General features: G+C 64.5%; 21 protein-coding genes. 18 read left to right on the forward strand and 3 right to left on the reverse strand.

Features of this window, described 5'->3' with window-relative positions; translation table 11 throughout:
* The 11 genes from B3E94_RS17555 to B3E94_RS17605 all read left to right on the forward strand — a co-directional run.
* On the forward strand, positions 1–294 hold a 294-nt coding region (locus tag B3E94_RS17555), incomplete at its 5' end, for a nucleoside-diphosphate kinase (RefSeq protein ID WP_286914468.1).
* Between the two features lie 28 nt (positions 295–322).
* Positions 323–1,468 carry a 23S rRNA (adenine(2503)-C(2))-methyltransferase RlmN gene (gene rlmN / locus B3E94_RS17560; RefSeq protein ID WP_236237362.1) on the forward strand — a complete coding sequence of 382 codons (1,146 nt, stop codon included), beginning with the start codon at positions 323–325 and terminating at the stop codon, positions 1,466–1,468.
* A 12-nt stretch (positions 1,469–1,480) separates the two neighbouring features.
* On the forward strand, positions 1,481–2,242 hold the full coding sequence (gene pilW, locus B3E94_RS17565; RefSeq protein WP_286914470.1) for a type IV pilus biogenesis/stability protein PilW: 762 nt from the start codon (positions 1,481–1,483) through the stop codon (positions 2,240–2,242).
* A complete protein-coding gene (locus B3E94_RS17570) occupies positions 2,239–3,249 on the forward strand; it encodes a RodZ domain-containing protein (protein WP_286914471.1) in 1,011 nt (336 codons plus the stop codon). The genes pilW and B3E94_RS17570 overlap by 4 nt, the downstream gene beginning before the upstream one ends.
* 3 nt (positions 3,250–3,252) lie before the next feature.
* Positions 3,253–4,362: a flavodoxin-dependent (E)-4-hydroxy-3-methylbut-2-enyl-diphosphate synthase gene (ispG, locus tag B3E94_RS17575; protein WP_008092556.1), complete on the forward strand. Its 1,110-nt coding sequence runs from the start codon at positions 3,253–3,255 to the stop codon at positions 4,360–4,362.
* A gap of 24 nt (positions 4,363–4,386) precedes the next feature.
* Positions 4,387–5,676: a histidine--tRNA ligase gene (gene hisS, locus B3E94_RS17580; RefSeq protein WP_176515344.1), complete on the forward strand. Its 1,290-nt coding sequence runs from the start codon at positions 4,387–4,389 to the stop codon at positions 5,674–5,676.
* 39 nt (positions 5,677–5,715) lie between these two features.
* A complete protein-coding gene (locus B3E94_RS17585; protein ID WP_176515346.1) occupies positions 5,716–6,357 on the forward strand; it encodes a tetratricopeptide repeat protein in 642 nt (213 codons plus the stop codon).
* 1 nt (position 6,358) lies between these two features.
* Positions 6,359–7,501: an outer membrane protein assembly factor BamB gene (gene bamB, locus B3E94_RS17590; RefSeq protein ID WP_176515348.1), complete on the forward strand. Its 1,143-nt coding sequence runs from the start codon at positions 6,359–6,361 to the stop codon at positions 7,499–7,501.
* Positions 7,502–7,618: 117 nt separating this feature from the next.
* Positions 7,619–9,082: a ribosome biogenesis GTPase Der gene (der, locus tag B3E94_RS17595; protein WP_176515350.1), complete on the forward strand. Its 1,464-nt coding sequence runs from the start codon at positions 7,619–7,621 to the stop codon at positions 9,080–9,082.
* 141 nt (positions 9,083–9,223) lie between these two features.
* Positions 9,224–10,372, forward strand: a complete 1,149-nt coding sequence (locus B3E94_RS17600) for a pyridoxal phosphate-dependent aminotransferase (RefSeq protein ID WP_286914473.1) — start codon at positions 9,224–9,226, stop codon at positions 10,370–10,372.
* Positions 10,360–11,151, forward strand: a complete 792-nt coding sequence (locus tag B3E94_RS17605; RefSeq protein ID WP_176515354.1) for an amidohydrolase — start codon at positions 10,360–10,362, stop codon at positions 11,149–11,151. The genes B3E94_RS17600 and B3E94_RS17605 overlap by 13 nt, the downstream gene beginning before the upstream one ends.
* 117 nt (positions 11,152–11,268) lie before the next feature.
* Here the strand turns inward: B3E94_RS17605 and B3E94_RS17610 are convergent, their stop codons facing one another.
* Both B3E94_RS17610 and B3E94_RS17615 read right to left on the reverse strand, forming a co-directional pair.
* Entirely contained in the window at positions 11,269–13,824 is a 2,556-nt protein-coding gene (locus tag B3E94_RS17610) for a sulfite reductase flavoprotein subunit alpha (protein WP_286914474.1), read from the reverse strand.
* Between the two features lie 101 nt (positions 13,825–13,925).
* Positions 13,926–16,229 (reverse strand): TonB-dependent receptor, encoded by a 2,304-nt coding sequence (locus tag B3E94_RS17615; protein WP_286914475.1) that lies wholly within the window; start codon positions 16,227–16,229, stop codon positions 13,926–13,928.
* A gap of 221 nt (positions 16,230–16,450) precedes the next feature.
* Between B3E94_RS17615 and B3E94_RS17620 the strand changes: the two genes are divergently transcribed.
* Both B3E94_RS17620 and B3E94_RS17625 read left to right on the forward strand, forming a co-directional pair.
* Positions 16,451–17,131, forward strand: a complete 681-nt coding sequence (locus tag B3E94_RS17620; RefSeq protein ID WP_176515360.1) for a Fe2+-dependent dioxygenase — start codon at positions 16,451–16,453, stop codon at positions 17,129–17,131.
* A gap of 3 nt (positions 17,132–17,134) precedes the next feature.
* The gene (locus B3E94_RS17625) at positions 17,135–17,884 is read left to right on the forward strand and encodes a tetratricopeptide repeat protein (protein ID WP_236237368.1); all 750 of its coding nucleotides are present in this window, start codon (positions 17,135–17,137) and stop codon (positions 17,882–17,884) included.
* A gap of 156 nt (positions 17,885–18,040) precedes the next feature.
* Here the strand turns inward: B3E94_RS17625 and B3E94_RS17630 are convergent, their stop codons facing one another.
* Positions 18,041–19,204, reverse strand: a complete 1,164-nt coding sequence (locus B3E94_RS17630) for a type III PLP-dependent enzyme (RefSeq protein WP_025337787.1) — start codon at positions 19,202–19,204, stop codon at positions 18,041–18,043.
* A 505-nt stretch (positions 19,205–19,709) separates the two neighbouring features.
* Between B3E94_RS17630 and B3E94_RS17635 the strand changes: the two genes are divergently transcribed.
* The 5 genes from B3E94_RS17635 to B3E94_RS17655 form a co-directional block, all read left to right on the forward strand.
* Positions 19,710–20,192, forward strand: coding sequence for a sigma-70 family RNA polymerase sigma factor (locus B3E94_RS17635; protein ID WP_286914477.1), 483 nt, complete (start codon positions 19,710–19,712; stop codon positions 20,190–20,192).
* Positions 20,193–20,212: 20 nt separating this feature from the next.
* Positions 20,213–21,175, forward strand: a complete 963-nt coding sequence (locus B3E94_RS17640) for a FecR family protein (protein WP_286914479.1) — start codon at positions 20,213–20,215, stop codon at positions 21,173–21,175.
* A 107-nt stretch (positions 21,176–21,282) separates the two neighbouring features.
* Positions 21,283–23,712, forward strand: a complete 2,430-nt coding sequence (locus tag B3E94_RS17645; protein WP_286914480.1) for a TonB-dependent siderophore receptor — start codon at positions 21,283–21,285, stop codon at positions 23,710–23,712.
* A 180-nt stretch (positions 23,713–23,892) separates the two neighbouring features.
* Entirely contained in the window at positions 23,893–25,800 is a 1,908-nt protein-coding gene (locus B3E94_RS17650) for a phospholipase effector Tle1 domain-containing protein (protein ID WP_286914481.1), read from the forward strand.
* Positions 25,793–26,318 (forward strand): DUF2931 family protein (locus B3E94_RS17655; protein WP_286914482.1); only part of this gene is annotated, 526 nt, incomplete at its 3' end. The genes B3E94_RS17650 and B3E94_RS17655, both read left to right, overlap by 8 nt.

Here is a 26,318-nt window from a genome sequence, read left to right on the forward strand (position 1 = left end):
GCCGAAGCCGAAGGCTTCTACGCCGAGCACAGCGCTCGTGGCTTCTTCGGTGACCTGGTTGCCTTCATGACTTCCGGTCCGGTCGTTGTTCAGGTTCTGGAAGGCGAAAACGCCATCGCTCTGAACCGTGAGCTGATGGGCGCTACCAACCCTAAAGAAGCTGCTGCCGGCACCATCCGTGCTGACTTCGCCGAGTCGATCGACGCCAACGCCGTTCACGGTTCGGACTCCGAAGCTGCTGCTGCTCGCGAAATCGCTTACTTCTTCGCTGCTACCGAGGTAACCACTCGCTAAGCGAAAGCTTAAGGGTGAAGGTGAATCCATGACGACATCTACCGGCAAAATCAACCTGTTGGGGCTGACCCTGCAGGAAATGGAACAGTTCTTCGACTCGATCGGGGAGAAGCGCTTTCGCGCTGGCCAGGTGATGAAGTGGATTCACCATTTTGGCGTCGACGATTTCGCCGCCATGACCAATGTCGGCAAGGTCCTGCGTGAAAAGCTCGAGGCCGTTGCCGAGATTCGGGGCCCGGAAGTGGTCAGCGAAGACATTTCCGCTGACGGTACCCGCAAGTGGGTGGTCCGCGTTGCCTCCGGCAGCTGCGTCGAGACCGTCTACATCCCCACCGACGACCGCGGCACGCTCTGCGTCTCGTCGCAAGCCGGCTGCGCCCTGGACTGCAGTTTCTGCTCCACCGGCAAGCAAGGCTTCAACAGCAACCTCACCGCCGCCGAAGTGATCGGCCAGGTGTGGCTTGCCAACAAATCCTTCGGGACCGTCCCGGCCAAGATCGACCGCGCGATTACCAACGTGGTCATGATGGGCATGGGCGAGCCCCTGCTGAATTTCGACAATGTCATCGCCGCCATGAAGATCATGATGGAAGATCTCGGCTATGGCATTTCCAAGCGTCGCGTCACCCTGTCCACCTCGGGCGTGGTGCCGATGATCGACGAACTGGCCAAGCACATCGACGTGTCGCTGGCCCTGTCGCTGCATGCCCCGAACGACGAACTGCGCAACCAGCTGGTACCGATCAACAAGAAGTACCCGCTGAAGATGCTGCTGGAATCGTGCATGGGCTACATGTCGACCCTGGGTGGCAAGCGCGTGCTGACCATCGAGTACACCCTGCTCAAGGACGTCAACGACCAGCCCGAGCACGCCGCGCAGATGATCGAGCTGCTGCGTGACGTGCCGTGCAAGATCAACCTCATCCCGTTCAACCCGTTCCCCCATTCGGGTTACGAGCGGCCTAGCAACAATGCTATTCGCCGCTTCCAGGACCTGCTGCACCACGGTGGCTTCAACGTCACCACCCGTACCACCCGCGGCGAAGACATCGACGCCGCCTGTGGTCAGCTGGTCGGCCAGGTCAACGACCGTACCCGCCGCAGCGAACGCTACATCGCAGTGCGCCAGCTCTCCGCAGACGCTGAGCTTTCAGACAGCGCCGTGCGTCACTGAGGCCGGCCCGCCATGAGCCTGCGCGCCGCGCTGTCGATCCTCGCGCTTATGCTGCTGGCCGGCTGCGTGTCGGGCGGCGCGAGCGACCCCCTGGCCTCGCGCCAGGGCAGGGCAGAAGCGGGGCGGGCCTACGTGCAGCTCGGGCTCGGCTATTTGCAACAAGGTTTGACCGAACAGGCCAAGGCTCCTTTGGGCAAGGCGCTGGCCCTGGATGCCAGTGACGCCGATGCCCACGCGGCCCTGGCGCTGGTGTTCCAGGCCGAAGGCGAAGCCGCACTGGCCGAAGCCCAGTTCAAGCAGGCGCTGGCTGCGCGCCCCGGCGATACGCGAATTCGCAACAACTACGGCAGTTTCCTATATGCTCAGCAACGTTTTGCCGAAGCCGAGCAGATGTTTCGCCTGGCCAGCGCCGATAGCCTGTATCCTGAGCGCTCCCGGGTGTACGAGAACCTTGGCCTGACGGCGCTGAAGCTGGAAAATCGCGACCAGGCACACGCTTACCTGACCAAGGCCCTGCAGCTCAATCAGCGGCAGCCCAGGGCGTTGCTGGAAATGGCTGAGTTGTCCTACGAAAACAGGCATTATGTGCCGTCCCGGGACTACTACGATCGTTTCAGCCAGTTGAGCGATCACAGCGCCCGCAGCCTGCTGCTGGGCAGCCGTCTTGCCCGGGTGTACGACGAGCAGGGCACACTGGCCGAGCTGGGCCAGCAATTACAACGACTTTATCCCGGTACGCCGGAATATCAGCAATACCTGTCGGAGCAACGATGAAAGCCGCGCATCCCGAAGTAGCAGCAGCGACTGGCCAGAACCCCGGTGAGCTGTTGCGCCAGGCCCGCGAAAAACGGGAGTGGTCGCAAGCCGAGGTGGCCCGCAAGCTCAACCTCACCATCAGTTCGCTGAACCATGTGGAAACCGGCGCCTTCGACAAGCTGCCAGGGCACACCTTCGCCCGTGGCTACATCCGCGCCTACGCCAAGCTCATGGACCTGGACCAGGCGCCCCTGGTCGAGGCCTTCGACCAGTACACCGGTACCCATGCCAAGGGCAGCGAAGTGCATTCGCTGGGCCGCATCGAAGAGCCGGTGCGCCTGTCGCACAACATCCTGCGTGGCGTCAGCCTGTTGCTGCTGGTCGCCGTGGTGGGTGGCAGCTTCATCTGGTGGCAGGACCAGGGCAGCCTGCGTGGCAAGGACCTGGCCAAGATCGCCCTGGAACACGTAGAGGTCGAGAGCGCCGACGGCACCACCCAGATCCACCCGCTGGACGAGCCTGAAGACCAGGCCGTCACCGCCAGCCAGCAGGCTGAGAGCGCACCGCTGCCCCTGGAGCAGGCCCCGGCCGAACCGGCTGGCCAGCCCGCCAGCGAAGCGGCGCCTGCCGCCACTGCGCCGGCACCCGCTCAGCAAACCGCTGCAACACCGGCACCGGCCGTGCCCGCCACCCCTGCAGCGCCAGCCACGCCAGCCGCCCCTGTGGCGCCGGCGGCCAGCGTGCCGGCAGTGGCCGCCGCCGAGCCCGCCGCAGTACCGGCCGGCAGCGCCAAGGTCGCCATCCAGTTCGTCGCCGACTGCTGGACCCAGGTCACCGATGGCAACGGCAAGGTGCTGTTCAGCGCCATCAAGCGCAAGGGCGACAACCTGGAGCTGACCGGCAAGCCGCCGTTCGCGGTGCGCCTGGGCTTTGCCCGTGGCGCCCAGGTCAGCTACAACGGCCAGCCCGTCGATGTTGCCCCGTTCACCAGTGGCGAGACCGCTCGCCTGAAGTTGGGACAATAAGTCATGCACGGCGAATCTCCGATCAAACGTCGCGAATCCCGCAAAATCTGGGTCGGCAATGTGCCGGTGGGTGGTGATGCCCCCATCGCGGTGCAGAGCATGACCAACACCGACACCAACGACGTCGCCGCCACCGTGGCGCAGATCCAGCGCCTGGTCGATGCCGGCGTCGACATCGTGCGCGTTTCGGTACCCGACATGGACGCCGCCGAGGCGTTCGGCAAGATCAAGCAACTGGTCAGCGTGCCGCTGGTCGCCGACATCCACTTCGACTACAAGATCGCCTTGCGCGTGGCCGAGCTGGGCGTCGATTGCCTGCGCATCAACCCGGGCAACATCGGCCGTGAAGACCGTGTGCGCGCGGTGGTCGATGCCGCCCGCGATCGCGGCATCCCGATCCGCATCGGCGTCAACGCCGGCTCCCTGGAAAAGGACCTGCAGAAGAAGTACGGCGAGCCGACCCCGGCCGCGCTGGTCGAGTCTGCCCTGCGTCACGTGGAGCACCTGGACCGCCTGGACTTCCAGGACTTCAAGGTCAGCGTCAAGGCCTCCGACGTGTTCATGGCCGTCGAGGCCTACCGCCTGCTGGCCAAGCAGATCATCCAGCCGCTGCACTTGGGCATCACCGAAGCCGGTGGCCTGCGTTCGGGCACGGTGAAATCCGCCGTCGGCCTCGGTATGCTGCTGGCCGAAGGCATTGGCGATACCATCCGCATCTCGCTGGCGGCCGACCCGGTCGAAGAAGTGAAGGTCGGCTACGACATCCTCAAGTCCCTGCACCTGCGTTCGCGTGGCATCAACTTCATCGCCTGCCCGAGCTGCTCCCGGCAGAACTTCGATGTGGTCAAGACCATGAACGAGCTGGAAGGGCGCCTGGAAGACCTGCTGGTGCCGCTGGACGTGGCGGTGATCGGTTGCGTGGTCAACGGCCCGGGTGAAGCCAAGGAGGCCCACGTGGGGCTGACCGGCGGCACGCCGAACCTGATCTACATCGACGGCAAGCCTGCGCAGAAGCTGACCAATGACAACCTGGTCGATGAGCTGGAAAAACTCATCCGCCAGAAAGCGGCCGAAAAGGTCGAGGCTGACGCGGCGCTGATCGCCCGCAGCTGACACACAGATTCGTAAGGACTTTTCGTGAGCAAATCGCTGCAAGCCATCCGTGGCATGAACGACATCCTGCCAGAGCAGTCGCCGCTGTGGCGCTACTTCGAAGGCACCGTCGCCGGCCTGCTGGACACCTATGGGTACAGCCAGATCCGCACGCCGATCGTCGAGTTCACCGAGCTGTTCAAGCGCTCCATTGGTGAAGTCACCGACATCGTCGAAAAAGAGATGTACACCTTCGAGGACCGCAACGGCGATTCGCTGACCCTGCGCCCCGAAGGCACTGCCGCCTGCGTGCGTGCCGTGCTCGAGCATGGCATCACTGGCAACGGCCAGGTGCAGAAGCTCTGGTACATCGGCCAGATGTTCCGCCACGAGCGCCCGCAGAAGGGCCGCTACCGCCAGTTCCACCAGATCGGCGTCGAAGTGTTCAACCTCGATGGCCCGGACATCGACGCCGAGCTGATCATGCTGACCTGGCGCCTGTGGGGCCTGCTGGGCATCCAGGACGCGGTCAAGCTCGAGCTCAACAGTCTGGGTACCAGCGAAGCGCGTGCCCGCTACCGTGACGCGCTGGTCGAGTTCCTCTCGGCGCGCCTGGAGCAGCTCGACGAAGACAGCCAGCGCCGCCTCAAGAGCAACCCGCTGCGCATCCTCGACAGCAAGGACCAGGGCACCCAGGCGGTGCTGGTCGGCGCGCCGAAGCTGGAAGACTACCTGGACGAGGATTCGCGCGTGCACTTCGAGGGCCTCAAGGCACGCCTCGACGCCGCCGGCATTCCGTTCGTGATCAACACCAAGCTGGTGCGTGGCCTGGACTACTACAGCAAGACCGTATTCGAATGGGTCACCGACAAGCTCGGCGCCCAGGGCACGGTTTGCGCCGGTGGCCGTTACGATGGCCTGGTCGAGCAGATGGGCGGCAAGCCGACCACCGGCGTTGGCTTCGCCATGGGCATCGAGCGCCTGATCCTGCTGCTGGAAACCCTCGGCAAGGTGCCGGAGTCGATCAATCGCCAGATCGACGTCTACCTGTGCGCCTTCGGCGAGCAGGCGGAACTGGCAGGCCTGCGCCTGTCCGAAGGCCTGCGCGATCGTCTGCCGGGCTTGCGCCTGGCGGTCAACGCCGGCGGCGGCAGCTTCAAGAGCCAGTTCAAGAAAGCCGACAAGAGCGGGGCACTGTTCGCCCTGATTCTTGGCGACGACGAGCTGGCCAAGCAAGAGATCGGCGTGAAGCCCCTGCGTGGTCAGGGCGAACAACAGAACATTGCCTGGGATGCTCTGGCTGAGCACCTGGAAACCGCGATCGCACAGGCGTAACGCGGTTCAACAAGCGAATAGGCGAAAAGGAGTATTGGGGTGTCGAGTACCGATGATGATGACCTGGCAACGGTCAAGGACTGGTGGAACCGCAACGGCAAGCCGCTGCTGACCGGCGCGCTGCTGGCCGGCGTGGTGGTGCTGGGCTGGAACACCTGGCACAAGTACCAGAACAACCAGTCGCAAGGCGCCTCGCAGCTGTACCAGGCCCTGCTGGAAACCAGCCTGACCCCGAGCGGCCAGCCTGACGCGACCAAGGTCGCGGAACTGTCCGGCAAGCTCAAGAGCGAGTTCGGCGGTACGGCCTATGCCCAGTACGGCAGCCTGTTCGTGGCCAAGGTCGCGGTCGAGAGCGGCAAGCTCGACGACGCCGCTGCCGAGCTCAAGGCCGTGCTGGACAAGCCGGCCGACGTGACCCTGGGCGAAATCGCACGTCAGCGCCTGGCGCGCGTGCTGGCCGCCCAGAACAAGGCCGAAGATGCCCTGAAACTGCTCGACGGTGACGCCGACAAGGCGTTCCTGGCCAGCCGTGAAGAATTGAAGGGCGACCTGCTGGTGCAGCTGGGCCGCGCCGACGATGCCCACGGTGCATACGAAAAAGCCAAGGCTGCGCTGTCGGATGACGCTGCGGTCGGTGGCCTGCAACTGAAGCTGGATGATCTGGCCAAAGGGGACGCGTGACGTGATCGGTTGGAAACAAGCAGCAGTGCTGACCCTGGCCGTTCTGGCCGCAGGTTGCAGCAGCAACAGCAAGAAGGAACTGCCTCCGGCCGAGCTGACCAAGTTCACCGAAGAAGTGGTGCTGAAGAAGCAGTGGAGCCGTTCGATCGGTGACGGCCAGGGCGAAACCTACAACACCCTGGTACCGGCCATCGAGAACGACCGTATCTACGCCTCCGACGTCAACGGCGAAGTCTTCGCCCTCGACCGCATCACCGGTGACGTGGTGTGGAAGAAGGACCTGGACAAGCCGGTTTCCGGCGCGGTCGGTGTCGGCTATGGCCTGGTCATGCTCGGCACCCTCAAGGGTGAAGTGATCGCCCTGGACTCCAGCACCGGTGAAGAGCGCTGGAAGGCGCGCGTCACCAGCGAAGTGCTGGCGCCGCCTGCCAACAACGGTGACGTTGTGGTGGTGCAGACCCAGGACGACCGCCTGATCGGCCTGGATGCCGCCACTGGCGACCGCCGCTGGATCTACGAGAACACCCCGGCCGTGCTGACCCTGCGTGGCACCGGTGCACCGATTGCCACCAACCGCCTGGCCGTCGCCGGCCTGTCCACCGGCAAGGTGGTGGCAGTGGACATCAACAACGGCGTGCCGGTGTGGGAAAGCCGCGTGGCCATCCCGCAAGGCCGTTCCGAGCTGGACCGCGTGGTCGATATCGACGGCGGCCTGCTGCTGTCCGGTGGTACCCTGTACGTCAGCACCTACCAGGGCCGGGTCGCCGGCCTGGACCTGGAAAGCGGCCGCGTGCTGTGGCAGCGTGATGCCTCCAGCTACGTGGGTGTCGCCCAGGGCTTTGGCAACGTCTACGTCAGCGAAGCCTCGGGCACTGTGCAGAGCGTCGACGAACGCTCCTCCAGCGCCCTGTGGAGCAACGACTCGATGGCACGCCGCCAGTTGACCGCGCCGGAGGTGTACTCCAGCTATGTGGCAGTGGGTGATTTCGAGGGTTACCTGCACCTGCTCAGCCAGGTCGATGGCCGCTTCGTCGGCCGTGAACGTATCGACAGCGATGGCCTGCGTGCCCGGCCCCTGGTGGTCGGCGACACCATCTACGTCTTTGGCAACAGCGGCAAGCTCGAGGCACTGACCATCCGCTGAAGCTATGCTCAAGACCGCTAAGGGTCTTGAGTTGCGGCGTAGGACACGCCGCCCTAACTCCGGCCGCTGCCTTGCAGCGGCCTTTGCATTTTCAAGAATTCAAGAGTGGAGAGCCGCATGGTTCCCGTAATCGCCCTGGTGGGCCGGCCGAACGTCGGCAAATCCACCATGTTCAACCGCCTGACCAAGACCCGCGATGCCATCGTCGGTGACCTGTCGGGCCTGACCCGTGACCGCCAGTATGGTGATGCCAGCTGGCAGGGTCGTTCCTACATCCTGATCGACACCGGTGGTATCACCGGTGACGAAGTGGGCATGGACGAGAAGATGGCCGAGCAGTCGCTGATGGCCATCGAAGAAGCCGACTATGTGCTGTTCCTGGTCGATGCCCGCGCCGGCATGACCGCCGCCGACCAGATGATTGCCGAGCACCTGCGCAAGCGCAACAAGTCGGCCATCCTGGTCGCCAACAAGATCGACAACATCGACGCCGACGTCGCCCGCGCCGAGTTCTCGCCGCTGGGCATGGGCAACGCCATTCCGGTGGCTGGCTCGCAGGGCCGCGGCATCAACCAGCTGATGGAGTCGGTACTGGGCCATATCCCTCGCGATGCCGAGGAAGAAGCCCTGGACCAGGACGTCGCCGAAGGCGAGGAAGCGGTGCGCATCCCGGGCCCGAGCGAAAAGGATGGCATCAAGATCGCCATCATCGGCCGCCCCAACGTCGGCAAGTCGACCCTGGTCAACCGCATGCTCGGCGAAGAGCGCGTGGTGGTCTACGACCAGCCGGGCACCACCCGCGACAGTATCTACATCCCGTTCGAGCGCGATGACGAGAAGTACACCTTCATCGACACCGCCGGCGTGCGCAAGCGCGGCAAGATCCACGAGGAAGTCGAAAAGTTCTCGGTGGTGAAGACCCTGCAGGCGATCAAGGACGCCAACGTGGTGATCTTCGTCATGGACGCCCGCGAAGGTGTGGTCGACCACGACCTCAACCTGCTGGGCTTCGCCCTCGAAGCCGGCCGTGCCATCGTCATCGCCCTGAACAAGTGGGATGGCATGGAGCCGGGTGAGCGCGACTACGTGAAGACCGAGCTGGAGCGCCGGCTGTTCTTCGTCGACTTCGCCGACATCCACTTCATTTCGGCGCTGCACGGCACCGGCGTGGGCCACCTGTACAAGTCGGTGCAGGCCGCGTTCAAGTCGGCGGTCACCCGCTGGCCGACCAGCCGCCTGACGCAGATCCTCGAAGATGCGGTCAGCGAGCACCAGCCGCCGCTGGTCAACGGCCGCCGCATCAAGCTGCGCTATGCCCACCTCGGTGGTGCCAACCCGCCGCTGATCGTGATCCACGGCAACCAGACCGAGAAGATCCCCAAGTCGTACTCGCGTTACCTGGAAAACACCTACCGTCGCGTGCTCAAGCTGGTCGGTACGCCGATCCGCATCGAGTACAAGGGTGGCGAGAACCCTTACGAGGGCAAGAAGAACACCCTCACCGACCGCCAGGTCAACAAGAAGCGCCGCTTGATGTCGCACCACAAGAAGGCCGAGAAGAAGCGCCGCGACAAGCGCTGACCTTGGCATGGGGCCGCCAAGCGGCCCCAGCTTCCTTGACCCACCGCAATCCCCCTATTGTTTCAACCTTTTTCCTGACTGCTTGATCCGCTATGCTCGGTCTCTACCCCGTGCCGGACAAACCCCAGGAAAGAGGGCTCCATGATCCGCAGCAAACTGCCGAATGTCGGCACGACCATCTTCACCACCATGTCCCAGCTTGCCGTGCAAACCGGCGCGCTCAACCTCTCCCAGGGTTTCCCCGACTTCAATGGCCCGCAGGCTTTGCTCGATGCGGTCGGCCGCCATGTGGCCGCCGGGCATAACCAGTACGCGCCAATGACCGGCCTGCCAGCCCTGCGCCAGCAGGTGGCGGCGAAGGTCGAGCGGCTGTATGGCGCCAAGGTCGATGCCGACCAGGAAGTGACCATCACCCCCGGTGCCACCGAGGCGATCTTCTGCGCCATCCAGGCGGTCATCCATGCCGGCGACGAAGTGATCGTCTTCGACCCCTGCTACGACAGCTACGAGCCCTCGGTGGAACTGGCCGGTGGCCGTTGCGTGCACGTGCAGCTGCGCGACGGCGATTTTCGCATCGACTGGCAGAAGTTCAGCGAGGCCCTGAGCCCGCGCACGCGCATGGTCATCCTCAATTCGCCGCACAACCCCAGCGGCGCGCTGATCAGCCGTGACGACCTCGACCAGCTGGCGCGGTTGATCGCCGACCGCGACATCTACCTGATCAGCGACGAGGTCTACGAGCACCTGGTCTTCGATGGCGTGCAGCACGCCAGCGTGCTGGCCCACACCGAGCTCTACGCCCGCGCCTTCGTGGTCAGCTCGTTCGGCAAGACCTACCACGTGACCGGTTGGAAAACCGGCTACGTGATCGCCCCGCCGGCCTTGAGCGCGGAACTGCGCAAGGTGCACCAGTACGTCAACTTCTGCGGCGTCACGCCGCTGCAGTGCGCGCTGGCCGATTTCATGGCCGAGCACCCGCAGCACCTCGATGAGCTGCCGGGCTTCTACCAGGCCAAGCGCGACCTGTTCTGCGACCTGCTCGCAGGCTCGCGTTTCAGTTTCACCCGTACCGCCGGTACCTACTTCCAGCTGGTGGACTACTCGCAGATCCGCCCGGACCTGAACGACGTCGACATGGCCCTGTGGCTGACCCGCGAGCACGGCGTGGCGACCATTCCGGTGTCGGTGTTCTACCAGCAACCCATCCCCGAGCAACGCCTGGTGCGCCTGTGCTTTGCCAAACGTGAGGAGACGCTGCGCCAGGCAGCGGAAAAACTATGCGCGATCTGAGTGCACTGCCCAACCTGAAAATCGCCCTGATCCAGACCACCCTGGCCTGGCATGACCGCGAGGCCAACTACGCGCACTTCGAGGTGCTGCTGGAGCAGGCCGGCGACGTCGACCTGGTGATCCTGCCGGAGATGTTCACCACCGGTTTTTCCATGGAGTCGGAGCGCCTGGCCGAGCCCGAGAACGGCCCGACCTACAAATGGCTCAAGGCCCAGGCCAAGCGGATCGACGCGGTGATCACCGGCAGCGTGATCGTCCAGGCCGCCGACGGCAGCCACCGCAACCGCCTGCTGTGGGCGCGCCCGGACGGCGAGATCCTGCACTACGACAAGCGCCACCTGTTCCGCATGGCCGGCGAGCACAAGCACTACACCCCGGGCGAGCGCCAGGTGCAGTTCGAGATCAAAGGCTGGCGCGTGCGCCCGCTGATCTGCTACGACCTGCGCTTCCCGGTGTGGAGCCGTGATGCCCAGGACACCGACCTGCTGCTGTACACCGCCAACTGGCCGGCGGCGCGGCGCCAGCACTGGAACCGCTTGCTGCCGGCGCGGGGCATCGAGAACCTGTGCTATGTGGCGGCGGTGAACCGGGTGGGCACCGATGGCAAGGGCTTCGCCTATTCCGGCGACAGCCAGGTGCTGGACTTCCAGGGAGAGAGCTTGCTCAGCGCAGGCGAGGCGGACGGTGTGTTCACGGCGGTGTTGAGCGCGGCGGAGCTGGCGGCGTATCGCACCCGCTTCCCGGCCAACCTGGATGCCGATACCTTCGAGCTGCACTGAGCCGGCAGCGGCCCTATCGCCGGCAAGCCGGCTCCCACAAGTGTCAGAGACCTACCCTGCACCTGTGGGAGCCGGCTTGCCGGCGATAGGGCCAGTACCGGCTACCTCATTACCCGATCAGTACACATCCCGGCGATAGCGCCCATCTTCGATCAGCTGCTCGACCACGGCCTCGCCAAGCATGCCCTTGAGCGCCGCATCCACCCCCGCCGCCATCCCTTGCAGGCTGCCGCAGACATACACACAGGCACCCTCGGCAACCCAGCGCTTGAACACCTCGGCCTGTTGCAGCAACACATCCTGCACATACACCTTCTCGGCCTGGTCCCGCGAAAACGCCAGGTCCAGCCGCGCCAGGTCGCCGTTTTGCAGCCAGCCCTGCAGCTCATCGCCACACAGCAGGTCATGCGCCCGGTTGCGCTCGCCGAACAGCAGCCAGTTGCGCTGCTCGCCCGCGCTGATCCGCGCCTTGAGCAAACTGCGCAGCCCCGCAAGGCCGGTGCCGTTGCCGATCAGGATCAGCGGCGCCGCCACCTCCGGCAAGTGGAACGCGCTGTTGCGGCGCAGGCGCAGGCTCAGTGTGCCGCCAAGCGGCAGGTATTCGGTCAGCCAGCCAGAACCCAGGCCCAGGTTGCCGTCGCTGTGACGTTCCTGGCGCACGATCAGCTCCAGCACGCCATCGCTGGCGATCGAGGCGATGGAGTATTCACGGCTGCCGATCGGCACCAGCGCATCGACCAGCGCTTGCGGGTGCAAGCCGATCAGGTGGTCGCGGCGGGTGGGTAACTGGCGGCCGGCCAGGGCCTGGGCGAGGGTTTCCTGCAGGCCGTCGAGCTGCACCAAGGTGCTGGCATCCAGTGCCATGCCGCTGAGGAAGGTTTCGATCCGGGGCTGGCCATTGAGCGGCAGGATGTCGACCAGGTCACCGGCTTGCCAGCTGGCAGCTTGCTGGGCGCGCAGCCCGAGCAGGTACACCGGTTGGCCCTGGCTGCCTGGGTTGAGCAGCTCGCGGCGCTCCAGGCTCCAGTTGCCGTAGCTGGGCGCCTGCCAGGCGGCGACCGGCTGCGCGCCGGTCAGCTGCGCCAGCGATTGCTGCCACTGCTGCAGGGCCGAAGGGTTGGCATTGTCGACTTCCACCGGGCTGAATGCGCTGCTGGCGCCGCGCTCGCCCAGCCACGCCTGCAGGCGCCGGGCGAAGCCGCAGAAGTGCGGGTACTGGCGGTCGCCCAGGGCCAGCACGGCGTAGCTGAGCTCGTTCAGCGCCCAGGGCTGGCCCAGCACCTTGCGCTCGAAGGCGCGTGCGCTGTCGGGCGCCTCGCCGTCGCCGAAGGTGCTGACCACGAACAGCGCGCGGTGCGCCTTGCGCAAATCATCCTCGCCCAACTCGGCCAGGGCGCGCACTTGCACCGGCAGGCCGGCGGCCTGCAATTGCCCGGCGCTCTGCCAGGCCAGTTGCTCGGCAAAACCGCTTTGGCTGGCGAAGCCGATCAGCCAGCTACCGGCGCCGGCATCGGTGTTGGTGACGTTGCCACGGGCCGCCCGCACCTGGCGCTTCTTGCGCCGGCGGTCGAGGTACAGCAACCAGCCGGTGACGAAGAACAGCGGCATGGTCAGGCTGGCGATCGTGACGATGATGCGCCCCGGCAGGCCGAAGTACTCGCCGACATGCAGGGCGTAGACGCTCTGCAGCAGCTGCGCCTTGAACGACTTGTCGAGGTAGCGGTCATGGCTTTTCACCTGGCCGGTAGCCGGGTCGAGCACCAGGGTATTGAAGGCGCGCGGGTGCGCGGCGCTGTCTTGCAGGTAGAACAGGTTGGCCGGCTGGCCGCCCGCAGGTGGCAAGCGCAGGTTGTAGGTGGCAAGGCTCGGGCCTGCTGCCGCCTTGAGGTTGGCCCAGATGGCGTCGTAGTCGACCACCAGGGGCGCTGCGTTCTTGTCGACCTTCTGCGGCCCGTGGCGGCCACGGCCTTCGCCGCGTTTTTGCTGCTGGCCGGCGGCAGGCGCATCACCCAGCAGGCGGTTCAGGCCTTCGCGGTACCACTCGTAGGACCAGAACAGCCCGGTCAGGGCGAACAGCAGGTAGAACAGCAGGCACCAGGTGCCGAACACCGCGTGCAGGTCCCAATTGAAGGCGCGGCCTTTCTTGGCCCAGTCCAGGGTCAGCCAGGTGCGCCAGTTCAGCGCCTTGCGCGGCCAGCGCAGGTACAGCCCGGACAGGCAGAAGAAGATCAGCATCAAGGTACAGGCGCCGGTGATCTGCCGGCCGGTGTCGCCCATGGCCAGGAAGCGGTGCAGCTCGAGCATCAGGTTGAAGAAACCTTGCCCGGCCACTTCGCCCTTGAGTTCGCCGGTGTACGGGTCGGCATAGCGCAGGGCACCACGCCGCTCGCCTGGGGCAGGGGTGAAGAAGATGCGCGCGGCATTGCCTTCGCGGACATCGACCCACAGCATCGAGATCTTGTCGCCTTGCTCGGCCTCGACCCGGCGCACCAGCTCGGCCGGTGGCAGCACGCCCTCTGCGCGCACCTCGACCTTCAGCACGTCGGCGTTGAACGCGCGCAGCAGTTCTTCCTGGAACGAGTACAGCGCCCCGGTAATGCCCATCAAGGCCAGCACCAGCCCAGCGGTGATGCCAAAGAACCAGTGCAATTGGAACAGCGTCTTCTTCACCACATCGATCACCTTGTGTTGCTGGGGCCTGTTGCGCGGGGTGCATTATGCCTTGGTACGCAAAAGCCCCGCTCATGGGAATGAACGGGGCTTGGGGTGCTGCTTTAGAAGTGGACTGCGGTGGTCAGCATGGTGGTCCGCCCGGCCGCCTGGTTGGCGAAGTGGGTGGAGAATGCCTTGTCGTAGTACACCTCGTTGGTCAGGTTCTGCACGTTCAGCTGCAGGTCGACGTTCTTGGTCAGCTTGTAGGCGGCCATGGCGTCGTAGCGCACGTAGCTGTCGACCATGGTGGTGTTGGCCACGCTGCCATACACGTCATCCACGTAGAACGCGCCGCCACCGATGGTCAGCTTCGGCGTGACCGAGTAGGTGGTCCACAGGCTGGCGCTGTTGTTCGGGGTGTTCGGCAGCTGGTTGCCGTCGTTGACCTTGCCCAGTGCGCCGCCATCGATCTGGCGCGCTTGCATGTAGGTGTAGCCGGCGAACACTTGCCACTTGTCGGTCAGCTTGCCGCTGGCCGACAGCTCGATGCCCTGCACGCGGGTTTCGCCGACGTTCTCGTAGGTGGTGGTGTCGACCTGGACGCGGGCGTTTTCCTTCTCGGTGCGGAACAGCGCGGCGGCCAGGGACAGGCGCTGGTCGAGCAGGTCCCACTTGGTGCCGATTTCGTAGTTGGTGGTTTCTTCCGGCTCCATGTCGCTGCTCAGCAGGTTGCCACCGCGGTCGGTAGTGTTGCCCAGCGGGTTGCCTTCCATGCCTTCGCCCAGCAGCGCGCCCGGTGGCGTCGCGGAAGTAGCGTAGGAGACGTAGATGCTGCCGTTCTCAGCCGGTTTCCACACCAGGCCCAGCTGGCCGGTGACGAACTCGCTGGTGTCCTTGCCCTTGGAGGCGACGCCCTTGGTGTTCACCACGGTGGCGCCGGAGGCATCATAGCCACGGTACTGGGTGTCGAAGTGGTCGTAGCGCAGGCCCATGTTCAGCAGCCAGTCCGGCGACAGCTCGAGGGTGTCGAACACGTAGATGGCGCGGGTGTTGCTCTTGGTGTCGGTGCCGGCGTAGTTGCGCGAGATCGCGCCGTTCCACGGGTCGTCCGGGTTCGGGTTGCCCAGCGAGGTGCAGTTGTAGCCGCTGTTGGCGCCGATCAAGCTCGGGTTGCACGTCGTGGCGGTCGAGCCATGGGTGTTGGTGTCGACGTTGTACGTCGAACGCTTGCTTTCTTCGCGGCTCAGCTCGATGCCGGTGGAGAAGCTGTTCTTGAACCCGCCCAGGTAGAAGTCGCCGAACAGGTCGGTCTGGTTGGTGGTGGTGGCGGTGTTGCCCACGCGGGTGTTGGCGCGGCGCCAGACGCTGCCATTGTTGACGTTGCCCTTGCTGTCGTCGGGCTGGGTCAGGATGTAGTCCTGCATGCTGTTGCCGTGGCGCAGGGTGTTCTTGATGGTCAGCGAGTCGGTCAGGTCGTGCTCGATGGCGAAGGTGGCGATGTCGACGCGGCTCTTGCGGAAGTCGCGGCCGGTCAGGCCATAGAAGTTGTCGCTGTCGCCGCCGTCGTCGGGCTTGCTCGGGTGCGCCGAGGTGCGTGCGCCGCTGCCGGCCGTCGGGATGCTGTACGGGATGCCGGAATCGGGCAGGTCGTCGCTTTCCAGTTGGTAGTAGTCGAGGTTGACGCGGGTCGGCGTGCCGAGGCCGAAGGCCAGCGACGGGGCGATACCCCAGCGGTCGTAGTTGACCTTGTCACGGCCGGCAACGTTGCTGTCGTGGGTCATCAGGTTGAGGCGGCCAGCCACGGTGTCGCTGAACTGGTAGTTGCCATCGAAGGTGTAGCGCTGGGTCTGGTCGCTGCCCCAGGTCCAGGCGCCGTCCAGCGAGTTGCCCAGGTGGGCGCGCTTGCTCACCAGGTTGATGGTGCCGCCGGCGGCGCCACGGCCACCGATGGCCGAGTTCGGGCCCTTGGCCACTTCCACCGATTCGATGGCGAAGATTTCGCGGGTTTGCGCGCCGGTGTCGCGCACGCCGTCCAGGTAGGTGTCACCCTGGGCATCGAAGCCGCGGATGAACGGGCGGTCGCCTTGCGGGTTGCCGCCTTCGCCGGCACCGAAGGTGATGCCTGGCACGGTGCGCAGGGCATCCTGCAGGGTCAGGGCGTTGGTGTCCTTGATCACTTGCTGCGGGATCACGGTGATCGAGCGCGGGGTGTCCACCAGTGGTGCGGTGTACTTCTGCGAGGAAGCCTTCTCGACCTTGTAGTCGGTGCTGGCTTGTTCAGCCTTGCCGTTGACGCTGGTGGCGTCGAGGGTGATGGCGCTGCTGGCGGCAGGGTCGGCGGCATAGACGCTGGATGCGCTAAGGGCGACGCCGATGGCGGACACGATCAGGCGTGGTGAACTGACTGCAGATGGTACGTTTCGCATTGTTATGGACCTTCCCCAAGGTGTGAAGGCCGCGGATCATAGTGTAAGCGATTGTAACTAGCAATTGAGAGTCGTTACCATTCGCTAGGAATTTACAATCTTTACAAATTCGCTTTACGGTTTACTTGAGCTGAAACGTCTTAAGCGGCGAAAGGGCTTGTGCGGCGTAAAAGTGAATCAATATCATTGGCGCCTTTACACTTTCTGACGGTGCCGTCGCCATGCTGCTTCACATTCCCGGTTTGTTCGACCGCGACGAGCTCGCGCGTATTCGCGAGGCCCTGGAGCAAGCCGACTGGGCTGACGGCAAAGTCACCGCCGGCTACCAGTCGGCCAAGGCCAAGCACAACCTGCAGTTGCCGGAGGGCCATGCGCTGGCCAAGGAAATCGGCAGCGCGCTGATCGACCGGCTGTGGCAGACGCCACGCTTCATGTCGGCAGCACTGCCGCACAAGGTGTTCCCGCCGCTGATCAACTGCTACCGCGAAGGCGGCAACTTCGGTTTCCATATCGACAACGCCCTGCGCCAGCCCAAGGGCAGCCCGGAGCGGGTGCGCACCGACCTGTCCTCGACCTTGTTCCTCAGCGAGCCGGACAGCTACGACGGCGGCGAACTGGTGATCCAGGACACCTATGGCACCCAGCAGGTCAAGCTGGCTGCCGGCGACCTGGTGCTGTACCCCGGCACCAGCCTGCACAAGGTCAACCCGGTGACCCGCGGCGTGCGTTATGCCGCGTTCTTCTGGACCCAGAGCCTGGTGCGCGAGGATAGCCAGCGGGCGTTGCTGTTCGAGATGGACAATGCCATCCAGCAACTGACTGCCGATGTGCCGGAGCACCCCTCGCTGCTGCAGCTGACCGGCACCTACCATAACCTGCTGCGCCGCTGGGCCGAGGTCTGAGACGTGTCCTATCAGTTGCGGCGTGAAGACGTGGTGGATGTGGCCGGCCTCAAGGCCATGCTCGAACACAGCCCCGGCCAGGCGGCCCAGGCAATCCTGGCGGCGGCCGGGGAGGGCGTGGTCGAGGCGCAACTGCTGCTTGGGCAGATCCTGCTCGACGGGCGTGGCATCGAAGCCGATGAGGCGGTGGCCCGGCGCTGGTTCGGCATCGCCGCCCAGGGCGGCAGTGCCATGGCCCACAACATGCTCGGCCGTTGCCTGGAGCATGCCTGGGGCGGCGCTCAGGATTGGTCGCAGGCGGCCATCCATTATGCGCGTGCGGCCGATGCGGGCCTGGACTGGGGCCTTTACAACCTGGGCAACCTGCTGGCCACCGGGCGTGGAGTGCCGGCCAACCAGGCCCAGGCGTTGCTGTGCTACGAGAAGGCCGCGCAGATGGGCCATGCCAAGTCGATGAACCTGTATGGGCGATACCTGGAGCAGGGCATCGCCACTGCGCCGAGCCCGGTGAGGGCGGTGCGCTGGTATCGGCGCTCGGCCGAGGCGGGGGATTTTCGCGGGATGTTCAGCCTGGCGCTGGTGCTGGTCGAGCGTGGGGAAATGGCCGAGGCGGGGGCTTGGCTGGAGCGGGCGCGGGTCGAGGGGAATCTGAATTTCCTGCGCAGTGCGTTGGTGACGTTGCAGGGGGCGGGGCCGATGTTGATGGCCTTTGCGGCGCGGTATGCCGAAGAGATCGCGCAGCGCGGACATTGATTTCTGCAGTGCCGGCCTCTTCGCGGGGCAAGCCCGCTCCCACAGGTTCTCCACTGCTCACGGGTTCAGTGGAGAACCTGTGGGAGCGGGCTTGCCCCGCGAAGAGGGCGGCACTGATACACACATGAAAACGGGGCCTTGCGGCCCCGTCGTGCATTACAGGTAGTACGCCTTCAGCGGCGGGAAACCGTTGAACTCCACGGCGCTGTAGCTGGTGGTGTAGGCACCGGTCGAGAGCCAGTACAGGCGGTCACCGATCGCCAGGTTCAGCGGCAGGCCGTACTTGTAGTTCTCGTACATGATGTCGGCGCTGTCGCAGGTCGGGCCGGCGATCACCACTTCTTCGGCCTCGCCTTTCTTCTCGGTCCAGATCGGGAACTTGATGGCTTCGTCCATGGTTTCGATCAGGCCGGAGAACTTGCCCACGTCGGTGTAGATCCAGCGCTCCACCGCGGTGCGCGACTTGCGCGCCACCAGCACCACTTCGCTGACCAGGATGCCGGCGTTGGCGATCAGCGAACGGCCTGGCTCGAGGATGATTTCCGGCAGGTCGTCACCGAAGTCTTCCTTGAGGAAGCGGATGATCTCTTCGGCGTAGGTTTCCAGGCTGTTGGTGCGGGTGATGTAGTTGGCCGGGAAGCCGCCACCCATGTTGATCAGCTTGAGCTCGATGCCGTCTTCTTCCTTCAGGCGCTCGAAGATCACCTTGACCTTGGCGATGGCCGCGTCCCACACGCTGATGTCGCGCTGCTGCGAGCCTACGTGGAAGGAAATGCCGTAAGGCACCAGGCCCAGGTCGCGGGCGAGGATCAGCAGGTCCATGGCCATGTCGGTCTGGCAGCCGAACTTGCGCGACAGCGGCCAGTCGGCAGTGGTGGAGCCTTCGGTGAGGATGCGCACGTAGACCTTGGAGCCCGGCGCGGCCTTGGCGATGTTGCGCAGGTCCGCTTCCGAGTCGGTGGCATACAGGCGCACGCCCTTCTCGTAGAAGTAGCGGATGTCCTTGGACTTCTTGATGGTGTTGCCGTAGCTGATGCGGTCGGCGCTGACGCCGCGGCCCAGTACCTTGTCCAGCTCGTAGATCGAGGCGATGTCGAAGCTCGAGCCTTTCTCCTTGAGCAGGTCGATGATCTCCACGGCCGGGTTGGCCTTGACCGCGTAGTAGACCTTGGCGAATTCGAACCCGGCGCGCAGGTCGTCATAGGCCTGGCTGATCATCTGGGTGTCGATGAGTACGAACGGGGTTTCCTGCTTGTCGGCGAACGCCTTCATTTTCTGGAAGGTGTCACGCGCGAAATAGTCTTCGACCTGGATCGACATGCTCAGGGACTCCATGGGCAAACTGAAAAGATAAGTGGCTGCAAACTGAACGTCCTCCGTATCCCCACTTTGGTTCGCCTACTCAGTACTTGAGCCGGATGGATCGTTTCCAGCATGGACGTTCGGCGCGCACTTTAGGGCGTGAACCCAGCAAGATCAACAGGCAATCCGGCCGCGTTCGTCGTGGATCTGGGCCCTATCGTTTGAATAACCGACTCGTGTGACCAGTAGATGTTCCCCGCGATGTTTCAAGCGTAAAAAATTGTGGAATAGACCGCTTGGCCTCTTCGCGGGACAAGCCCGCTCCTACAGGGATCTGCTTTTTTTGTGGGCGCGGGCTTGCCCCGCGAAGGGGTCACAGGTGTTCATATTTATGGCCACCAAAACTGGCACTTTGGTGCATGAAATTTCCCTTAAATTTTTTGTTACCGATCGGCGGAATTGCCGCAATTGATGAGAAACATTACTATTCGCACCCTCATCCGCCTCCCTGACGACCGAGACCGTGTCTGGACACAAAGGCTTCCTCGACCACTACCATGAGCTGATCGGCACCTGGACGCGCAAGCTGCGCAGTCGGCAGCAGGCCGAGGACCTCACCCATGACGCCTTTGTGCGGGTACTGGAAAACCCGCGCGAGCAGGTCGAGCAGCCGCGCGCCTACTTGCACCAGACGGCGCGCAATATCGCCGTGGACGGTTTCCGTCGTGAGGACCGGCGCCAGGCCCTGGAACTGCAGGCCTTCGACGAGGCCGCCAGCGGCAGCGACCCGGAAGCCTACGTGCATGCCCTGGAGCTGGCCGAAAGTGTCGAGCGGGCGCTGGCCGAGCTGCCGCTCAACTGCCGGCGGGTGTTCATCTGGCAGAAGATCGAGGGCCTGACCCAGGCCGAGATCGCCGAGCGCATGGGTTTGACCAAGAACATGGTCGAAAAGTATATGATCCGCACGCTCCGACATCTGCGTGAGCACCTGGATGTGTCGGCATGATGAGTCAGGAGACCTTGCCCATGAAACAGCACGCTATCGATAGCGTCCGCGAGCAGGCGGCCGAATGGTTCGCCCGCTTGCAGGATGCGCCGCGTGATGCCGGGCTGCAGGCGCGGCTCGAGGCCTGGCTGGCGGCTGACCCTGTGCATCGGCAGGAGTACCAGCAGCTCGCGCGGCTGTGGCAAGCCACTGACTTCATCCCTCGCCAGCGCCTCGAAGCGCTGTGCCAACCCGAGCCGGTGCGCCAGTTGCCTCGCCGGCGGCTGTTGCACCAAGCGCTGGCGGCCGGCGTGGCGGTGGTGGCTCTGGGGCTGGGCTGGGGCGGCTGGCAGTATCAGCAGCTCAATCATCAGGCCGCCTTGCACACCGCCTTCGGCGAGCGCCGCCAGGTGCAGCTGCCGGACGGCTCGCACCTGGAACTCAATGGCGCCACCGAGCTGCAGGTCGACTTCAGCCCGGGCCGGCGGCATATCGTGCTGCGTGCGGGCGAAGCGATGTTCAGCGTTGCCCATGACAGCAGCCGGCCGTTCGTGGTCGACACCGCCCAGGGCAGCGTGACGGTCACAGGCACCCGCTTCGATGTGCGCCAGGACCCGGCCGCCACCCGCGTGGCCGTCGAGCAAGGCTCGGTACGCGTGCAGGGCAAGGGCAGTGCGCGGGCGCAACTGGGGGCCGGGCAAGGCGCGCACATCGACGAGCACGGCAACGTCGCCGCCCCCTACGCCGTCAACGCCGCTTCGCTGACCGCCTGGCGCCAGGGCAAGCTGGTGTTCGACAACGCCACCCTGGCCGAGGTGGTGGCCGAAGCCTCGCGCTACCGCGCCCAACCGTTGCGGGTCGCGCCGGGCAAGGTGGCGCAGATGCGCCTGTCCAGCACCTTCAGCATCGACGACACCGACGCCCTGTTGCGCGCCTTGCCGAGCATCCTGCCGGTGGCCATCAAGGCCCATGAAGATGGTTCGCGAGAAATAATCGCGAAATAGATTCAGGTTTTTTTCCGCTCGTTCGTCTTCCCCGCCAGCTGCAACTGCCAAGCATTTACATTTGCATGCGATTGGCGTTATCCCGACCTTCAGGATGTTTTGACGACGTGAACAACAACAAGCCTTTCCCGCGCTTTCGCGCCCTGGCGCTGGCCCTTGCGGTCAGCGCCGTGGCCGTCAACAGCCAGGCCGCGCAGGCCGGCGCCGCCATCCAGATCCAGGCGCAACCCTTGGCCTCGGCGCTGAGCCAGCTGGGCCAGCAGACCAACCTGCAGCTGTTCTTCAGCCCGGAGCTGGTGGCTGGCAAGCAGGCGCCGGCGGTGTCCGGCCAGCTGACGCCGGTAGAGGCGCTGCAGCAGTTGCTGCAGGGCAGCGGGCTGACCTACGAGATGTCCCAGGACACCGTGGTGGTCAAGCCGCTGTCGAGCACGGTCGACCTGGGCAGCGGCAGCCTGGAGCTGGCGCCCACCGACATCAAGGTGGTCGGTGACTGGCTGGGCGATGCCGACCAGGCCGTGGTGCAGAACCACCCCGGTGCGCGTACCGTGGTGCGTCGCGAGGCGATGGTGGAAGAGGGCGCGATGAACGTGCGCGATGTGCTGCGCGGCATCCCCGGGGTGCAGGTGCAGGACTCCAACGGCACCGGCGGTAGCGACCTGTCGCTCAACGTCGGCGTGCGCGGCCTGACCTCGCGCCTGTCACCGCGCTCGACGGTGCTGATCGATGGCGTGCCGGCGGCCTTCGCCCCCTATGGCCAGCCGCAGCTGTCGATGGCGCCGATCTCCTCGGGCAACCTGGACAGCATCGACGTGGTGCGTGGCGCAGGTTCGGTGCGCTATGGCCCACAGAACGTCGGCGGGGTCATCAACTTCGTCACCCGCGCCATCCCCGAGAAGCCCTCGGCAGAGCTTTCCACCACTTTGGAGACGTCCCAGCATGGCGGCTGGAAGCACACCGAATCGGCCTTCGTCGGCGGCACCGCCGACAACGGCATGGGCGTGGCCTTGTTGTACACCGGGGTGAACGGCAACGGTTACCGTGAAAGCAACAACGGCAACGACATCGACGACGTCATCCTCAAGACCCACTGGGCGCCGACCGACGTCGACGAGTTCTGGCTCAACTTCCACTACTACGATGGCCGCGCCGACATGCCCGGCGGCCTGACCCAGGCGCAGTACGACAGCAACCCGTACCAGTCGCTGCGCGACTACGACTACTTCGCCGGGCGGCGCAAGGACGTGTCGTTCAAGTGGCAGCGCCAGCTCGACGAAGCCACCCAGTTCGAAGTGCTGACCTACTACACCGACAGCTTCCGCGGCAGCGCCATCGCCTCGCGTGACATGAAGACGTTGTCGTCGTACCCGCGCAACTACCACACCTTCGCCATCGAGCCACGGGTGTCGCGGATCTTCTTCACCGGCCCCGCCACCCAGGAAGTCAGCGTTGGCTACCGTTACCTGAAGGAAGCCATGCGCGAGCAGTCGACCCGCCTGGCCCTGATCGACAACGTGCCGACGCCGACCCCGACCTCCGATGGCCACGTGTTCCAGGACCGCAGCGGCGGCACCGAGGCCAGCGCCTACTACATCGATGACAAGATCGATATCGGCAACTGGACCATCACCCCCGGCATTCGCTTCGAGCACATCAATACCGACTGGCGCGACCGCCCGGTGCTGGACGCCAACAACCGCCCGGTGCCGGAGAAGAACCGCAGCATCACCAGCAACGAGCCGCTGCCGGCGCTGAGCGTGATGTACCACATCTCCGACGCCTGGAAACTGTTCGCCAACTACGAGACCTCGTTCGGCAGCCTGCAGTACTTCCAGCTGGGCCAGGGCGGTACCGGCAACAGCACGGCCAATGGCCTGGAGCCGGAAAAGGCCAAGACATACGAAATCGGTACGCGCTATGACAACGGCGGCTTCGCCGGCGAGCTGACGGCGTTCTACATCGACTTCGACGACGAGCTGCAGTACATCAGCAACGATGTGGGCTGGACCAACCTGGGCGCGACCAAGCACCAGGGTATCGAGGCCTCGGCGCGCTATGACCTGGAGGGCCTGGATCCGCGTCTGGCGGGGCTGTCGGTCAATGGCGGCTACACCTATACCCGCGCCACCTATGAAGGTGACATCCCCGGCTTCAAGGGCCGTGACCTGCCGTTCTACTCGCGCCAGGTGGCCACCGCCGGCGTGCGCTACCAGGTCAACCGCTGGACCTGGAACCTGGATGCCTTCGCCCAATCCAAGCAGCGCGCACCCGGCACCGGGATCAACGCCGATGGCAGCTTCAACGGCGACTACATCACCGAGCCGAGCGCTGACGGGCAGTATGGCGATATTCCGGGTTACGTGACCTGGCATGCCCGTGGTGGGTATGACTTCGGGCCGAAGCTGTCGAACCTGAAAGTGGCGGCGGGGGTGAAGAACCTGTTCGACAAGCAGTACTTCACCCGCTCCAGCGACAACAACGCCGGCATTTATGTGGGTGAGCCGCGCACCTTCTATGTGCAGGCCAGTGTAGGGTTCTGATTCGCGATTTCCGGGGCCGCTTCGCGGCCCTTTCCGATCGGTTCGGTGCCTTGTGCCGGATGCTTAGAAGTTTCCTACAACGCTCTAGGACGCGTCCTATTTACCTGTGAAGTACCACCCCTCGACCCTTGCGGTTCGGTACCGGGTGACCCAACCCCTCTGCGGGTGGGCCGGTAATCCATGACCAACAACGCCTGCGCACTTTGCGTTTGCGGGCGGTTCGTAGAGAGGGATTCAGTGGCTATAGGGCATTTCATTCGTCAGGGCGACCAGACCACCTGTGGTGGCGTAGTACTGGAAGCCGACCCCCAGGTCATGATGTTCGGCATTGCCCATGCACGCCAGGGGGATCGGGTTTCCTGTGGCAAGGATGGCAAGGTCTATCGGATCGTGGGTGGCGTCTGGTACATACGCAGTCACGGTGCTCTGGTGGCAGGTACGCTGGACAGTTTCAGCGGTTGCCCTTGCCGTGCTCGGCTGTTGCCGTCATTGCTCAACGCCACCTACCAGTCAAGGAGCGCTCCCAGTGCCGCAGCCTCTTCTCCCGGCGTCGTCGCTACAGCGCCGCACCCGGTGGCGCCAGCGGATGGTGCGGCCGAACCGACTTTCTCCAGCCTGCCGGAAGAAGAGGAAGAAGAGGAGGAACTGCTCGAGGAGGCGGGCATCGTGCTGCACCTGGGGCTGTTCTTCGACGGTACCGGGAACAACCAGGCCAACAGTGCCGCTACCGAAGGTTGCCATGCGTCCGGCCTGGGCATGGCGCAGCAGGTCGCCGAGGATATTCGCCAGTACTGCGCCGCTTACGGCTATGACGGACAAGGCAACGGGCCCGACAACAGTTACGGCAATGGCGTTAGTAATGTTGCACGCCTGCATGACCTGTACCCCGACCAGAGCGAGGAGCGACTGCTGCCTGGGGCCGACGAGGCCTACATACCGGTATACATCGAAGGAATTGGCACCCGCAGCGGCCTGGCTGATTCGCTCTACAGTCAGGGCACCGGCAAGGGACGCACGGGGGTGGTGGCACGGGTTGAGCAGGTGCCGGACCTGGTCATGAAGCAGCTGCGTAGATTCGCTTCGGCGAATCCGCAGGTGAAGGTTCGCCGGATCGAAGTCGACCTGTTCGGCTTCAGTCGAGGCGCGGCGGCGGCGCGGCATTGCGCCAATGACCTGCTCAAGGGGCCTGGCAGCATGTTGGCTCGGTCCTTGCCCGCAACCTCACCGTTGTTGACGGCGAAATTCGCCTGGGACCCTCGCAGCGATGTCACCCTCAACTTCATCGGTCTATTCGACACCGTGGCCGGTATCGTCTCGCCGGGTGACGGCGATTTCAGCCCGCACAATGCCGACAACCCCGGGCTCAACCTGCGCCTTGCGCCAGGTGTGGCGCGCCAGGTCATCCACCTGGTGGCGCGTGACGAGTATCGCCACAACTTCTCGCTGACCCAGGCCGAGCAGGATATCGAGCTTCCCGGCTGTCATTCGGACATCGGCGGCGGCTACCAGCCCTGGATGCGTGAAAAGCTGCTGTTGAGCAAGCCGGACAGCAGCGTCGAAGTCGCCTCCCTCGCCAACGCGCGCAGCGCCGCCTTTTCGCGTACCCGCCAGCGTTTCCATGACGAAGCGAACCACTGGCTGACCTACGTGCCACCTGCCGGTCTGGACATCGCTTCCTGGTCGGTACCCGTTCAGCAGCGGGGACGAGACAGCGTGGCTGAAAAACGTGTGTATGCCGCAATTACCGGTGAACGAGAGGTGCGCGGCGAACTTTCTTTGGTTTACCTGCGCATCATGCGCGAATTGGCGGTACGTGCCGGGGTGGCGTTCGATCCTATCGATCCGGATGACAACCGGACAGCTTTGCCAGCAGAGCTCCAGCCCATTGCCGCCAAGCTCCAGGCCTTTGCCCTGCGCCAGGCTTACATGCCGTTGACTCCCGAAGAGAATGCTCTGTTACGGCGTCGCTACATCCACCTCTCGGCGAACTGGAATGCGGCCAAAGGCTGGAACGACAGTGGGTTGGACGTGGTGTTCATCAATCGCCCTGCTACGGGAATGCGGCGCAAGGAACACCCCAATGAATAGGCTGGAGGCGTTGCTGTTATTGGGGCTGCTGCTCTGCTTGAGCGGTTGCACCCATGGCGTCCACCGGCTGCCTTACGATTCGTGGCGGCTGGGATTGTTCGCACCCAACTATATGGAAGTGTGGATCGAGAGCGCCGATGCGGTGGACGTGCAGGAGCGCGTCTTTCGCCGTGCGATGAGCGGGATTGCTGCGATCAGCACCCCCAAGAACCTCAAGGGCAATCCACGCGGCTGGCCGAAGGAGCCTGGTTCGGGTGCGGGTAAGCAGGTCCTGGGTGCCGACCTGCCTCGGTTGCTCTACGTGCGCTGGCAGTCGTTGGTCGAGCCGCAGACCTATGAGGCCTATATCGTGATACCCGAAGCGACCCGGCAGGCGATGGTCGTAGGCGAAAAGGCGTTCTGCCGAGCTGACGCCAAATGGATCACGGACTATCGCGACATGCTGAGTATCGGCCTGGCCCCGGGCGGCGTGGCTCGGGTGTGGCTCATGGGGGCCTGCTTGCCCGCACTCGATGTCG

The organism is Pseudomonas sp. UBA6315 (assembly GCF_002438125.1).
GTDB classification, from domain to species: domain Bacteria; phylum Pseudomonadota; class Gammaproteobacteria; order Pseudomonadales; family Pseudomonadaceae; genus Aquipseudomonas; species Aquipseudomonas faucium.

Bases quoted from the DNA above. Each gene is read 5' to 3' on its own strand.
- rlmN (WP_236237362.1), top strand. From the start codon at position 323: ATGACGACATCTACCGGCAAAATCAACCTGTTGGGGCTGACCCTGCAG.
- pilW (WP_286914470.1), top strand. From the start codon at position 1,481: ATGAGCCTGCGCGCCGCGCTGTCGATCCTCGCGCTTATGCTGCTGGCC.
- B3E94_RS17570 (WP_286914471.1), top strand. From the start codon at position 2,239: ATGAAAGCCGCGCATCCCGAAGTAGCAGCAGCGACTGGCCAGAACCCC.
- ispG (WP_008092556.1), top strand. From the start codon at position 3,253: ATGCACGGCGAATCTCCGATCAAACGTCGCGAATCCCGCAAAATCTGG.
- der (WP_176515350.1), top strand. From the start codon at position 7,619: ATGGTTCCCGTAATCGCCCTGGTGGGCCGGCCGAACGTCGGCAAATCC.
- B3E94_RS17600 (WP_286914473.1), top strand. From the start codon at position 9,224: ATGATCCGCAGCAAACTGCCGAATGTCGGCACGACCATCTTCACCACC.
- B3E94_RS17605 (WP_176515354.1), top strand. From the start codon at position 10,360: ATGCGCGATCTGAGTGCACTGCCCAACCTGAAAATCGCCCTGATCCAG.
- B3E94_RS17615 (WP_286914475.1), bottom strand. From the start codon at position 16,229: ATGCGAAACGTACCATCTGCAGTCAGTTCACCACGCCTGATCGTGTCC.
- B3E94_RS17620 (WP_176515360.1), top strand. From the start codon at position 16,451: ATGCTGCTTCACATTCCCGGTTTGTTCGACCGCGACGAGCTCGCGCGT.
- B3E94_RS17630 (WP_025337787.1), bottom strand. From the start codon at position 19,204: ATGTCGATCCAGGTCGAAGACTATTTCGCGCGTGACACCTTCCAGAAA.
- B3E94_RS17640 (WP_286914479.1), top strand. From the start codon at position 20,213: ATGAAACAGCACGCTATCGATAGCGTCCGCGAGCAGGCGGCCGAATGG.
- B3E94_RS17650 (WP_286914481.1), top strand. From the start codon at position 23,893: ATGACCAACAACGCCTGCGCACTTTGCGTTTGCGGGCGGTTCGTAGAG.